Genomic DNA, 12,044 nt, shown 5'->3' with positions numbered 1-12,044 from the left:
GGGGCCGGCGGTGGGGAGGCGCGTCCGGGGCGGCGCGGTGCCGCCCCGGACGCGTGTCAGGCCGCCTGGCGCAGCATGCGCGCCAGGTCGCGCCGGCCGCGCGCCACGCGGGAGCGCACCGTGCCGACGGGGGCGCCGATGGCCCGGGCGGCCTCGGCGTAGGGCATGCCCTGGATCTGGGTGAGCACGAAGGCCGTTCTGCGGTCCTCGGGGAGGTCCTCCAGCAGGGACAGCAGGGCGAGGTACTCGTCGAAGCGCCCCTGGTGGGCGCACACGCCCTCCTCGGCCCACCCGTCCACGGCCTCGTGGCGCGGGATCCGGCTCTGGGCGCGGTAGCGGTCGGCCACCGTGTGGCGCGCCACGGAGAAGAGCCAGGCGCGCACCGGGGCGCGTCCCGCGTAGTGGTCGAGCCCGCGCAGGGCCCGCGAGAAGGTCTCCTGGGTCAGGTCCTCCACCCAGGACGGGTCCACCCGGCGGGCGATGAAGCGCGCCACGTCGTCACGGGTGCGCGCGAACAGGGAGTCCAGCGCGTCGCGCGCGCCCTCCTTGGCGCGCATCGCCAGGGCTGTCAGTTCGCCGTGCTCGCCGCCGGGGCGGAGGGCGTCCGTTCCGGGGGAGCGGTCGGGGGGTGCGGAGGGGACGGTCTCGCTGAGGGAGAGCATGTCGGTTCTTTCTGTCGCCGACCGCGCGGACCCCGGGACAGGGGTCGGCTGAGGACCGCGCGGTACACGTCGGAGGGGGCGCTCGGCAGGGCGGAGCACCCGGGGAAGGGCCGGCGGGGCCCGGACGGCGCGCTCGACCGTTCTCCGGCGCCGGGGCGGTGCGGGAGGCCGGGGCAGGGGTCAGGGCGGGAAGGGCCGTGACAGAGTCCTGCTCGGGGCGTGGCGGACGCGGGGTCTCAGGCGGGCGACAGGGCCGGGGGGCCGCGCAGGATGCGCGTGTGACGCAGGTACGGCAGCCGGATGCGGACGGGCACGTCCGCGGTCCGCAGGCGGGGCACGAGGGGGCCGCACGGCGAGGGCAGGCCGCGCACCAGCACCAGCAGCGGGAGGAGGGCGAGCGCCATGAAGCGCAGGAAGGCGAACAGCGCGGCCTCCCCGCGGCGCAGCCACCACGCGCTGACCAGCGCGGAGACCACGTGCATCCCGATCATCGTCCACGCGGGCAGGGCCGCCTGGACCACCGCGTCGCCCCCGTGCGAGGCGGTGTGCGGCCCTCCGAACGAGCCGACGTAGCTGAACGCCACGTGCAGGGCGAACTGGCCCCAGAGCATCCACCCGGTGAGGGTGGCCCAGCCCTGGCGGCGGTTCGCGGCCGCCCACGCCATGGCGAACACGACGGCCGCCCCCGCGAGGAGGCCGGCGAGGGGGACGTCGTGGCCGGAGCTGAGCGCGTGCCCGTGCGCGGACAGGCTCGCGCACACCAGGGTGAACACCCCGGCGCGCAACGGGCGGCACGACTCGCTCTCGGTCATCTCCCCGCCATCGTCCCACCACCGCGGGGGGCGGCGACGGCGGGGGCGGGTCACCAGCCGGTGAGCAGCAGGTGGTTGACCAGGAGGGCCGTGGCCCCCTGGGCGGCCAGCCACCCCCGGTGGTGGCGGTCCGGCAGGAGGGCCGCCGCGGGGACGAGCCACAGCACGAACGGCAGCCAGATCCGCTCGGTCTCGCCCTTGCTCATCCCCGAGAGGGTGGCCACGGCGATCGCCCCGAGCCCGGCGGCGACGAGCAGGACCGTCGTCGAGGCCTCCCGGGACGGCGCCCGGAGCAGGCCGCCCGCCGCTGCGGGCGCCCCCGCCAGAGCCCGGCGCAGGCCCGCCGCGGTCGCGGGTCCCGCGGCCAGGCACGCGACGGCGAGGTTGGCCCACACCCAGTACGCGTAGGGGCGGACGGCCGCCACCCCCTGGTAGTAGCGCTCCACGAGCAGGCCGTACCCCTCCCACCAGTGGAAGCCCGCCGCGGTGAAGGCGGCGGCGACGACCAGGGCGCCCGCCAGGGCGTAGGGGAGGGGGCGCGCGTTCCTCGCGCACAGGAGCACGGCCAGGGCCGGGACCGCGGCGAGGACCAGCCCGTAGGACAGGTACACCGCCCACCCCAGGAGCAGGCCGGCCGCCAGCGCGGTGGAGCGCGGCGCGCGGGCGCCGGGCGACGCGCCGACCGCGAGCAGGGCCAGGCCCCACGCGGTGACCGCCGCGAAGTAGCCGTCCGCGGACACGCCCGCCCACACCGCCGCGGGCAGCAGCACGAGGAACGGGGCCGCCCGGCGCGCCGCCCCCTCCGCGCCGAGCGCGCGCATGGCGACCAGGACGGCCGCGGCGGCCGAACCGCCGGCCAGGATGCACCAGAGCCCGGCCCACGCCCCTCCCCCCAGGCCGATCCGGTCCAGGACGACGAAGGTCAGGACGGCGCCCGGCGGGTGCCCGGCCACGTGCGTGGGCCAGTTGTCCGGCTGCCCGATGAGGATGTGCCGGGTGAACGTGCTCAGGGCGGCGCCCGCGTCCTCGAACCGGTGCACCGAGGACAGGTACTCGTGGGGTGACAGGAGGCGGTCGGCGATCCCGCGCCTCCAGCCGTCGACCAGGGCGAGCGCGGCGGTCCAGAGGGCGGACACGGCCCAGGCCGACCCCACCAGGGCGCGCCAGGGCAGGGCGCGCGCGGCCGCGGGACCGCAGGCCGCCACCGCCGCCGCCAGGACCAGGGCCGGCACCGTGCCCGGCCCCGTGTGCGGGAGCCAGGAGGCGTACAGCGGCGGCCAGTCGACGTGCAGGACGCCCCGGGTGCGCTCGATCCAGGTGCCGGTGACGGCCGCCGCGGCGAAGAGGAGCACGGCCAGGGCGGCGGCGGTCAGGTCGGCGCGGAGGCCGCGACGGGCGGAGCCGGGCGACTCCCGGTCGTTCCGGTGGAGTTCTGGCTGCGTCACGCCGTCACCGTAGGTCACGGACGCCGTTGTCGCGGGGTGCGCGGCGGCGTGTCGCCGGGGCCGGGGAAACCGCTGTTCGCAGGGGGTGCGGTCGGACACACCGCGAGGCCGGCGGTCCGCTCCCGCCGCGCCCGGTCGACCTAGGGTGACCGTGGCCGATCCATCGTTGCGGAGGGCGGAGGACCACGTGGACGAACGGGAGGGCGGTCCGCCCCGGGGGCATGCGACCGGCGGCGGACACGCGGGGTCCCCGGCCCCCGGGCCCCGGCGGCGGGCCGGCGGGTTCCGCGCGCTCCTGCGGGACGGTCCCCCGTACGGCCCCACCCGGGCGGAGTTCTGGCGCAGTCCGCTGCGCGGGCCGCGCCTGACGTCCCTGCTGGGCGCGGTCCTGCTCGGCGGGGTCCCGGTGCTGTTCCTCACCGGCCTGCTGTCCTACGCCGCGTACAACCCCGACCTCGGGTCCAACGACATGACGCCCGGCAAGGGGCTCCTCGGGTTCCACCTCTTCCCCTGGCCGACCGACCCGCCGTGGCTCTACCGCCTCACCCAGGGCGTGCACGTCACGCTCGGCGTCACGCTGGTACCCGTCCTGCTGGCCAAGCTGTGGTCGGTGGCGCCCCTCTTCTACCGCTGGCCCCCGGTCCGCTCCCCCGCCCACGCGCTGGAGCGGCTGTCCCTGGTGTTCCTGGTGGGCGGGGCGCTGTTCGTGTTCGCGACCGGGATCCTCAACATCCAGTTGGAGTACGCCTTCCCCGGCTCCTTCTACCCCCTGCACCTCTACGGCTCCTGGGTGTTCGTCGCCGCCCTCCTCTCCCACGTCGTCCTGAAGCTGCCGACCGCGGTGCGGGCGCTGCGCGGGCCGCGCCGGGGCGCGGGCGCGGGCGCCCCGCCGCCCCCGTCCGGGGCCGGGGAGGGCCTGGTCGCGCCCGCCCCCGCGCCGCGGACGGCGTCGCGCCGCACCCTGCTGGGCGCGGTGGGGCTGGGCTCGCTGGCGCTGTTCCTGACGACGGTCGGCCAGAGCCTCGGCGGCCCGCTCCGGCGCACGGCCGTCCTGGCGCCGCACGGCAGGCTGCCCGAGGACGGGTCCGACGGCTTCCCGGTGAACACCACCGCGGCCCACGCGGGGATCACCGGCGCCGACACGGGCCCGGACTGGCGGCTGACGGTCCGGTACGGGGACCGGGAGGCCGTCCTCACCCGGGAGGAGCTGCTCGCCCTGCCGCAGCACCGGTCGGCGCTGCCGATCGCGTGCGTGGAGGGGTGGTCGACGCGCGACCTGGACTGGGAGGGGGTGCGCCTGGCCGACCTCGCCGCCCTGGTCGGGGCGGAAGGGGCCCCGGGGGTCCTCGTGGAGTCGGCCCAGCGCTCGGGCGCCTTCCGCAGGGCCGCCCTGCGCGCCAACCAGGTCGCGGACCCGCGGTCGCTCCTGGCGCTGCGCGTCGGCGGCGAGGACCTGTCCCCCGACCACGGCTACCCCGCGAGGGTGGTCGTGCCGGCCAACCCCGGCGTGCACAACACGAAGTGGGTCACCCGGCTCGGCTTCGGGGAGGTGTGATGGCGCTCCTCCGCCGCTGGTACGGGGCCCCGCCGTGGCACCTGCTGCTGATGGTCGCCGTGTTCGCCGTGGTCGCCTACGCGGGCGTGCGGCTGCTGGCCGGGGGCAGCCCGTGGGGCATCGCCGTGTGGTTCGCGGGCGCGGCCCTGCTGCACGACCTCGTCCTCGTCCCCGCCTACAGCCTGGCCGACCGCCTCCTGCGGACCGCGTGCCTGGGCCGGTCCGCACGCCCGGACGGTACCCGCGGGGAGCCCGGCCGGGCGCGTACGGCCCTGCTCGACCACGTGCGCGTCCCGGCGGTCGCCTCGGCCCTCCTGCTCCTGGTGTACCTCCCGCTGATCCTCGGCCCCCCGGAGGCCTACGTCTCCAAGACGGGTCTGACCGGAGAGCCGTTCGGCCCGCGCTGGCTGGGGGTCTGCGCGGTCCTGTTCGCCGCGTCGGCGGCCCTGGGCGCGGTCCGGTACGCGCGGGCCGTGCGGGCCGCGCGCACGCCCTGAGCGGCCGCCGGCGCGGCGCCGCTCCCGGGGGGAACGCGACGGGCGCGGGACCGCCGCCCGGTGTCCGCCGGTCGGGACCGCCGACGCGGCTCCGCTCCCCCGGCCCGCCGCGGTTCAGCGCGGGGAGCGCAGCGCCGCGAACCGGCGCCCCCGGACCCTCCACGCCTCCGACCACGTCCATCCGGCCGCCTCCGCGCACAGCCGCAGGGCGGGGAGCCCGACCCTCGCCCACGGGAACGGCGACCCCGGGTCCCGGCGGCCGTCGGTGACCTGCACCGTCACGCACTCGTGGACGTCCTGGCCCGCGGCCTCGACGACGAGCAGGCCGCCGGGCAGGACGATCTCCCGTATACGGGAGAGCAGGTCCCCCGGCACGCCGCCGATACCGATGTTGCCGTCGAGCAGCAGGGCGGTGCGCCAGGCGCCCTCCCGGGGAAGGGGGTCGAACACCGACGAGCGCACCGCCCGGCCGCCCGCCTCGACGGCGCGCGAGACCGCGACGGGGTTCGTGTCCACGCCCAGCGCGAGGTGGCCGCGGGCCGTGAGCGCGGCGACCATGCGGCCGGGGCCGCACCCGACGTCGACGGTGTCGCCCTCGGCGCGCTCCAGCACGCTCTCGTCGGCGGCGTCGGTCCCCCCGCACCAGCGCTCGACCTCCAGCGGGAGCATCCACCCGTCGGACCGGCACAGGAACAGGGGGCCGCGCCCGCTGGCGAGCGCCTGCGAGTAGGGGTCGCACAGCCACGGGGCCGACCCGGCGTCGATCCCGGTCCCGGCCGCGCTCACCTCCGGCACCGCGCTCTCGCCAGCCGGACGGCCCTGCCGAAGCGGCTGCGGGGTATCAGCGACGCCACGAGGGCGGCGTCGCGCGCGGTGTCGACGTCGGTGATCCTCTCCAGGTCGCCCACGCGCAGCCCCGCGCCGACGAGCCGCTCGCGCTGGACCCGGCCCGTGCGCGCGGTCGACATCGGGACGCCGCGCAGCAGTGCGGGGTCGGGGGCGGCCAGGCCGAGCGCCCAGAAGCCGCCGTCCTCGCTCGGTCCGAACCACGCGTCGGCGCGGTCCCACGCGTCCGGGGCCAACGCGGGCGCCAGGAGCGCCCGGCTCACCTGGGGGGTGTCCATGCCGATCAGCAGGGTGGGACCCGAGCACGCGGCGAAGGCGTGCGCGAGCCGCTCGTCCAACCCGGCGCCGACCTGCGGCACCACCTCGAAGCCCGGGGACGGGAGCCAGGGGCCGGGCCTCCCCTCCAGGACGAGGAGCCGCCTCCTGGCGGGGAGGGAGCGCACCGTGTGCAGGGTGTCGGCCAGGGCCGCCTCCGCGAGCGCGGCGGCCTCCTCCCGCGTGTACTCCGGGGTGAGCCGCGTCTTGACCAGGCCGGGGACCGGTTCCTTGGCGATGACCACCAGGGTGGCGGCTCCGGTCGGCAGGGCGGCGTCGCGGCGGCCGGTCACGGCGACCCTCCCCCCGCGGGCGCGCGGCGCCGGGCCGGGGGCTCGCGCAGGACCGCCGCCATGTCGCGCACCGCGGTCCAGGTGCCCCGCCACGTCCCGGTGACCTTGGACCTGCCCGACCGGGGCAGGTAGGGCACGTCCACCTCCTCGATCCGCCACCCGGCGTCGGCGGCGCGCACGACCGTCTCCAGGGGGTAGCCCGAGCGGCGGTCGGCCGTCCCCAGTCCGAGGAGCCCGGTCCTGCGGGCCGCCCGCATCGGTCCGATGTCGCGGACCCGCACCCCGGTCCGGGAGCGCAGCATGCGCGCGACGGCGGCGTTGCCGGCCCTGGCGTGCGCCGGCCAGGTTCCCCGGCGGGTGGGGCGCCGCCTGCCCATGACCAGGTCGGCCCCGCCGGAGCGGACCCGCTCCACCATCTCCGGGAGGAGCCCGGGGTCGAGCGAGGCGTCGCAGTCGCAGAAGCAGACGAACTCGGCGGTCGCGGCGGTCAGGCCCGCGTGGCACGCCGCGCCGAAGCCCCGGCGCGGTTCGGGGACGACGAGGGCTCCCAGGGCCTCGGCGACGGAGGCCGAGCCGTCCGTCGAGCCGTTGTCGACGACGATCGCCCGCCAGCCCGGCGGTATCCGCTCCATGACCCAGGGCAGGGCGGCGGCCTCGTCCAGGCAGGGCAGCACCACGTCGACGGGCGGCGCGGGACCGCTGCCCCCGGGACCGTGGCCGGCGCGCGCCGGTTCGTCGTTCTCGCGGTCGTGCTCGTGAGGTTCACTGGTCATCTTGATCACGTTACGAATCGATGCCCTCGCCGGGTGTGAACGGCGGTCGCGACACGCGGAGGCGGCGTCCTCACCCCGTCGGGGCCCCCGCGCCGACCGATCCGCGCAGTTCGGCGCGGGCGAACTCGGCCATCCCCTCGGCGAAGCCGACCCTCGGCCGCCAGGACAGCTCCTCGACCAGCCGCCGGGAGGACGCGGTGATGTGCCGTACGTCGCCCAGCCTGTACTCGCCGGTGGTCCGGGGCGCCGGGCCCCCGTACGCGTCCGCCAGCGCCCGCGCCATCTCGGCGATGGTGTGCGGCGTCCCGCTTCCGGTGTTGAAGGCGGACAGCTCGCCGCCGGTCCGGTCCCGCACCGCCTCCAGTGCCGCCACGTTGGCCCTGGCCACGTCCGCGACGTGCACGAAGTCGCGCCGCTGGCGGCCGTCCTCGAACACGCGGGGCGCCTCGCCGCGGGCGAGCGCGGAGCGGAAGAAGGAGGCGACGCCCGCGTACGGGGTGTCGCGGGGCATCCCGGGCCCGTACACGTTGTGGTAGCGCAGGGACACCGCGCGCCCTCCGACGGCCCTGGCCCACGACGCGCACAGGTGCTCCTGCGCCAGCTTCGTGGTGGCGTAGACGTTGCGCGGGTCGGTCGGCGCCTCCTCCCCGACCAGGCCGGGCACGAGCGCGGCGCCGCAGCGGGGGCACGGGGGGTCGAACACCCCGGCCGCCAGGTCCGCCTCCGCCCTCGGCCCAGGGCGGACGTCGCCGTGCTCGGGGCACGTGTACCGGCCCTCGCCGTAGACGACCATCGAACCGGCCATGACGACGTCGCGGACCCCGGCCCGGGCCATGGCGGCCAGCAAGACCGCCGTGCCCAGGTCGTTGCAGCCCACGTAGTCGGGGGCGTCGAGGAAGCCGGCGGAGCCCAGTCCGACCATCGCCGCCTGGTGGCAGACCGCGTCCACCCCGCGCAGGGCGCGCTCGACGGCGTCGCCGTCCCGGACGTCGGCCACGACGTCGACGCCCTCCCGCGGGCCCTGCCCGGGGTGGGCCTGGGGCAGGTAGGCGTCGAGGGTCACCGCCTCGTGCCCGGCCAGGCGGAGTTCCTCCGCCACCCGCGATCCGATGAACCCGGCCCCGCCTGTGACTAGTACGCGCATGGCCCCAACCTACGTTTCGATCACTCACCGTCACCGTCTTCGCCACGCACGGTGCGGTGTTTCCGCGGTCGGCGCCCCTGTCGGGCGCCGACCGCGACCCGGGGGCCGCGCGGCGGCGGGCGGTCCTCCGGGCGTGCGGGGGCCGGGCCGCGGCGGGCGGTCCGACCGCGGCCCGGTCCGGCCGCTTGCCCGGGACGGCCTCAGACGGCCGCGCCGGACCGGCGGCGGGTCGTGCTCGCGCCCGTGGCCAGGGCCACGGTGAGCAGGACGGGCACCAGGAGGCCGGTGCCCACCCCGCCCTGCTCCGCGAGCACCCCGATCACGGGGGCGCCCAGCAGGGGCCCCAGGTAGCCGATGGCCGCGACCGTCCCCAGGTTCTTGCCGACCCGCCGGGGGTCGATCTCCGCCGCCGCGCTGAACAGCTGGGGCACCGCGCACGAGAGGCCGAGGCCGACCAGGGCGAACCCCGCCAGGACCGTGGCCTGGGTGGGCAGGCCCAGGGCCAGGGAGAAGCCGGCGACCGCGACGAGCGCACCGGACCTGAGCAGGACCACCCGGCCCAGCCACAGGACCAGGCGGTCGCCCATGAGTCGGCCGATGGTCATGGTGACCGTGAACGCCGCGAACGCCGTCGCCGCCATGGCGCCGGAGGCGCCCACGCTCTCCTGGGCGTAGAGCGCGCTCCAGTCCTGGACCGCGCTCTCGGTGAGCATCGCGGCCAGGGACAGCACCCCCAGGGTCAGGAGCAGGGGGGAGAGCCGGAGCCTGCCGGGTGACCCGCCGGCGCCGCAGCCCGGGTCGACCGCCGGTGGCGTGTACCGCGCGAGCGCTCTCGCGGGGACCAGTGCGGCCATCGCCAGGAGCGCGCCCATGGCCTGGAAGGTGATGAGGGGGCTGAGCCCGACGTGGGCGGTGACGACACCGCAGACGGCGCCGAAGGACGCTCCGAGCGACACGAAGGCGTGGAAGGAGGACAGGAGGGGCCGGCCCAGCGGCTGCTGGAGGGTCGCGGCGTGGGTGTTGACGCTGATGTTGAGCAGGGAGTGGGCGACGCCGAGGACGAACAGGGCGGCGGCCAGCTCGCGGGGCCCCATGGCCGCTCCCGGCAGGGCCAGGCAGAGCGAGGCCGCGACCGCGGCCGGGGGGACGACGAAGCGGGGGGCGCACCTGTCGAGCAGGGCGCCGCCGACGCGGGCCGTGATGATCGCCCCCACCCCCATCGCGAGGAGCGCGAGGCCGAGCTGGTCGGCTCCGACGCCGCTCTGCTCCTTGACGGCGGGGATGCGGGAGGCCCACACGGGGATCACGGCCCCGGTGAGGAAGAAGTACCCGGCGAGGGCCGATCGGGCGTGGAGGGCCCTTTTCTCACTGGTATCCCGATCTGGATTGGGGTGCGCGGTGTCAGGTTTCATGGACACTCTCCAGGTTCTCTGGGGTGGTGGAATCGAACGTCACCGCAGGAAATGGTCACGGGCGAGGTCGGGGTCAGGGGCGCATGCGAACACGCAGGCCTCTGGCCGCGCTCTCCCTGCCAGACCCATGGTCGGCCGAAAACACGAGGTTACAAGCGCCACAACCCGAAGAGTAGTAATTCGCGGACTTTATTTTGTAGAACTGCGAATGGCTTAATCCAGAATTTTCACGAAGTTGTGGAACATGGGGATATTATCCGAGATATTCTTTTTCACGGGAACAAAGGAGAACACCGGAAAGAATGGCAATGACCAACAGATCCCGCTTGTCGACGCATTCGACCGAAGGACACATGCCGCACGGCAGGACAAAAGAACCCGGCGCGCGAGAATTGGTTACCCCGGTCCGAAGTTATCCTGTGGCTTCCTCCATCGGGGGGCGACCCCGCCGGAACACGAAGTGTGGTCCGCCACACTCCTCCATGCAGTCCCACCTGGAACACCAGGTCAGACCCGTCCCGGCCACCGGGTGCGGACGGCGGCCGGGGTCGGCCGGACGCCGGCGGCGGCTCCCGGGGTGACTCCGGGGGCGCCCGAACCCCCCCGCTCGGGGGGTCGGGAGAGTGCCGTCCGGCGCTCGGCCGAACTCCAGCGCCCCGCCCCGCACGGGGGTCGGGCACACCCCCCACGCCCCCGGGTCCGCCCCGGCCGAACCCGCCGCGACCCCCGGGAGGCGCCCCCGGCCGTCGCCCTCTCCCTGACATTGACGGATCGGCCCCGGTGATACAGCCTATACACTGCACACTGTGATGCCAGTCACGGAGTGAACGAGGAGGAGCAGATGACAGTGGTGCTCGCACACGCCCCCGTGGAGTCCGCCGAGGCGGCCTTCGCGCAGGCGGTCCGGCAGGCGGGACTCCAGGGCGGCGAGTTGGTGATCGCCAACGCCGTCTCGCACGACGCCGCCGCCGACACACGGGCCGCCGACGCGTCCCGGGTGCGCGAACTCGTCGGGCGCGCGGAGGGCGAGGGGGTCCGGGCGAGGGCCGTACGCCTGACCGACGCCGACGCGGCGGCCGCCCTCCTGGAGCTCACCGAGGAGCTGGACGCCGACCTGCTCGTCATCGGGGTCCGCCACCGCTCCGCGATCGGCAAGCTGCTCATGGGCAGCACGGCCCAGCGCCTGCTCCTGGAGGCGTCGTGCCCCGTGCTCGCGGTGAAGTCCGGGGCCGGGCCCCGCGGAGCGGGAGGCCCCGCGTGATCGGCGACAAGGGCCTCCTCGGCGCCGGGATCGGCCTCGCCCTGGTCGTGACGACCGGGTTCTTCGCCGTGCAGGACGCCGCGGGCGGCGACGAGGGCTCGCGCGCCCGCTCCGCCCTGACGGTCATCGCCCCCGCCGCGGCCGGAGGGGGCTGGGACCTGGCCGCCCGCGAGTTCCAGCAGGCCACCAGGACGGAATCGATCGTCAACAACGTCCAGGTGGTCAACGTGCCCGGCGCGGGCGGCACCATCGGCCTGGGCCAGCTGGCCAGGCTCGACGGGGAGCCCACCACCGTGATGGTCACCGGCGCAGCCATGGTCGGCGGCGTGGAGATGGGCGGTTCCCCGGTCCGGCTGAGCGACGTGACGCCGATCGCGCGCCTGACCGACGACTTCGAGGTGATCGCGGTCCCCGCGGACTCCCCCTGGCAGACCCTGGACGACTTCCTCCGGGCCTGGGAGGAGGACCCGGACATCCCCGTGGGCGGCGGGTCGGCCGGATCGCCCGACCACCTGGTCGCCGGGCAGCTCGCCGAGGCCGCAGGGCTGGACCCCGCCGACCTGCACTACACGCCGCACGCCGGGGGCGGGGAGCTGACGATCTCCCTGCTCTCCGACGCCGGCGGCACCGTGCGGATCGGCGTCACCGGGTTCAACGACTTCCGCGACCTCATCGAGGGCGGGCGGCTGCGGGCGCTGGCCGTCGTGGCTCCCGAGCGCCTCGACGGGTTCGACATCCCGACCACCGCCGAACTCGGCTACCCCTCCGTCGACCTGGTCAACTGGCGCGGCCTCGTCGCCGCCCCCGGGATCGGCGACGAGGACCGGGCGGAGCTCCTGGCGATCACGGAGGAGATGTACGGGGCCGACTCCTGGCAGGAGGCGACCGACCGCAACTACTGGCAGCCGAACTGGGCCGGTCCGGAGGAGTTCGCGGATTTCCTCGCCGACGAGGAGGTCCGGATCCGCACGCTCATGACCGACCTCGGCCTCATCTCGGGCTCCTGAGCCCGAGGACTTCACGGAGAGA

The 12,044-nt window shown here is 76.1% G+C and carries 12 protein-coding genes; 4 read left to right on the top strand and 8 right to left on the bottom strand.

The genetic code is table 11. The annotated features are described in order from the left end of the window. Nucleotides 1-56 precede the first annotated feature (56 nt). From ACQPYD_RS12830 to ACQPYD_RS12820, 3 genes are all read right to left on the bottom strand, one after another. A complete protein-coding gene (locus ACQPYD_RS12830) occupies nucleotides 57-662 on the bottom strand; it encodes an RNA polymerase sigma factor (protein ID WP_433701200.1) in 606 nt (201 codons plus the stop codon). A 236-nt stretch (nucleotides 663-898) separates the two neighbouring features. Continuing rightward, entirely contained in the window at nucleotides 899-1,474 is a 576-nt protein-coding gene (locus ACQPYD_RS12825) for a hypothetical protein (RefSeq protein WP_433701199.1), read from the bottom strand. Nucleotides 1,475-1,524: 50 nt separating this feature from the next. Beyond that, on the bottom strand, nucleotides 1,525-2,919 hold the full coding sequence (locus tag ACQPYD_RS12820; protein ID WP_433701198.1) for a hypothetical protein: 1,395 nt from the start codon (nucleotides 2,917-2,919) through the stop codon (nucleotides 1,525-1,527). Nucleotides 2,920-3,070: 151 nt separating this feature from the next. Here ACQPYD_RS12820 and ACQPYD_RS12815 point away from each other — a divergent pair, with 151 nt between their 5' ends. Further along, nucleotides 3,071-4,474 carry a molybdopterin-dependent oxidoreductase gene (locus ACQPYD_RS12815; RefSeq protein ID WP_433701197.1) on the top strand — a complete coding sequence of 468 codons (1,404 nt, stop codon included), beginning with the start codon at nucleotides 3,071-3,073 and terminating at the stop codon, nucleotides 4,472-4,474. Continuing rightward, the gene (locus tag ACQPYD_RS12810; RefSeq protein WP_433701196.1) at nucleotides 4,474-4,971 is read left to right on the top strand and encodes a hypothetical protein; all 498 of its coding nucleotides are present in this window, start codon (nucleotides 4,474-4,476) and stop codon (nucleotides 4,969-4,971) included. Before ACQPYD_RS12815 ends, ACQPYD_RS12810 begins: the two co-directional genes overlap by 1 nt. Before the next feature lie 114 nt (nucleotides 4,972-5,085). Here ACQPYD_RS12810 and ACQPYD_RS12805 read toward each other — a convergent pair whose 3' ends face one another. The 5 genes from ACQPYD_RS12805 to ACQPYD_RS12785 form a co-directional block, all read right to left on the bottom strand. Further along, on the bottom strand, nucleotides 5,086-5,766 hold the full coding sequence (locus tag ACQPYD_RS12805; protein ID WP_433701195.1) for a methyltransferase domain-containing protein: 681 nt from the start codon (nucleotides 5,764-5,766) through the stop codon (nucleotides 5,086-5,088). Beyond that, entirely contained in the window at nucleotides 5,754-6,425 is a 672-nt protein-coding gene (locus tag ACQPYD_RS12800) for a TIGR04282 family arsenosugar biosynthesis glycosyltransferase (RefSeq protein WP_433701194.1), read from the bottom strand. Before ACQPYD_RS12800 ends, ACQPYD_RS12805 begins: the two co-directional genes overlap by 13 nt. Next, entirely contained in the window at nucleotides 6,422-7,198 is a 777-nt protein-coding gene (locus tag ACQPYD_RS12795; protein ID WP_433701193.1) for a glycosyltransferase family 2 protein, read from the bottom strand. The genes ACQPYD_RS12800 and ACQPYD_RS12795 overlap by 4 nt, the downstream gene beginning before the upstream one ends. A 70-nt stretch (nucleotides 7,199-7,268) precedes the next feature. After that, a complete protein-coding gene (locus ACQPYD_RS12790) occupies nucleotides 7,269-8,342 on the bottom strand; it encodes an NAD-dependent epimerase/dehydratase family protein (RefSeq protein WP_433701192.1) in 1,074 nt (357 codons plus the stop codon). 200 nt (nucleotides 8,343-8,542) lie between these two features. Beyond that, nucleotides 8,543-9,754, bottom strand: a complete 1,212-nt coding sequence (locus ACQPYD_RS12785) for an MFS transporter (RefSeq protein WP_433701191.1) — start codon at nucleotides 9,752-9,754, stop codon at nucleotides 8,543-8,545. Between the two features lie 841 nt (nucleotides 9,755-10,595). On the opposite strand from ACQPYD_RS12785, the gene ACQPYD_RS12780 reads away from it, so the two are divergent. Both ACQPYD_RS12780 and ACQPYD_RS12775 read left to right on the top strand, forming a co-directional pair. Further along, the gene (locus ACQPYD_RS12780; protein WP_433701190.1) at nucleotides 10,596-11,015 is read left to right on the top strand and encodes a universal stress protein; all 420 of its coding nucleotides are present in this window, start codon (nucleotides 10,596-10,598) and stop codon (nucleotides 11,013-11,015) included. Beyond that, nucleotides 11,012-12,022, top strand: a complete 1,011-nt coding sequence (locus ACQPYD_RS12775) for a Bug family tripartite tricarboxylate transporter substrate binding protein (protein ID WP_433701189.1) — start codon at nucleotides 11,012-11,014, stop codon at nucleotides 12,020-12,022. Before ACQPYD_RS12780 ends, ACQPYD_RS12775 begins: the two co-directional genes overlap by 4 nt. Nucleotides 12,023-12,044 lie beyond the last annotated feature (22 nt).

This window comes from Nocardiopsis sp. CA-288880 (assembly GCF_050955985.1).
GTDB lineage: Bacteria > Actinomycetota > Actinomycetes > Streptosporangiales > Streptosporangiaceae > Nocardiopsis > Nocardiopsis tropica.
This window is presented reverse-complemented; position numbering and strand designations above follow the sequence as displayed.

What these genes read in the sequence shown, in the direction of transcription:
- ACQPYD_RS12830 (WP_433701200.1), bottom strand. Translation starts at nt 662, where the DNA reads ATGCTCTCCCTCAGCGAGACCGTCCCCTCCGCACCCCCCGACCGCTCC.
- ACQPYD_RS12825 (WP_433701199.1), bottom strand. Translation starts at nt 1,474, where the DNA reads ATGACCGAGAGCGAGTCGTGCCGCCCGTTGCGCGCCGGGGTGTTCACC.
- ACQPYD_RS12810 (WP_433701196.1), top strand. Translation starts at nt 4,474, where the DNA reads ATGGCGCTCCTCCGCCGCTGGTACGGGGCCCCGCCGTGGCACCTGCTG.
- ACQPYD_RS12795 (WP_433701193.1), bottom strand. Translation starts at nt 7,198, where the DNA reads ATGACCAGTGAACCTCACGAGCACGACCGCGAGAACGACGAACCGGCG.
- ACQPYD_RS12790 (WP_433701192.1), bottom strand. Translation starts at nt 8,342, where the DNA reads ATGCGCGTACTAGTCACAGGCGGGGCCGGGTTCATCGGATCGCGGGTG.
- ACQPYD_RS12785 (WP_433701191.1), bottom strand. Translation starts at nt 9,754, where the DNA reads ATGAAACCTGACACCGCGCACCCCAATCCAGATCGGGATACCAGTGAG.
- ACQPYD_RS12780 (WP_433701190.1), top strand. Translation starts at nt 10,596, where the DNA reads ATGACAGTGGTGCTCGCACACGCCCCCGTGGAGTCCGCCGAGGCGGCC.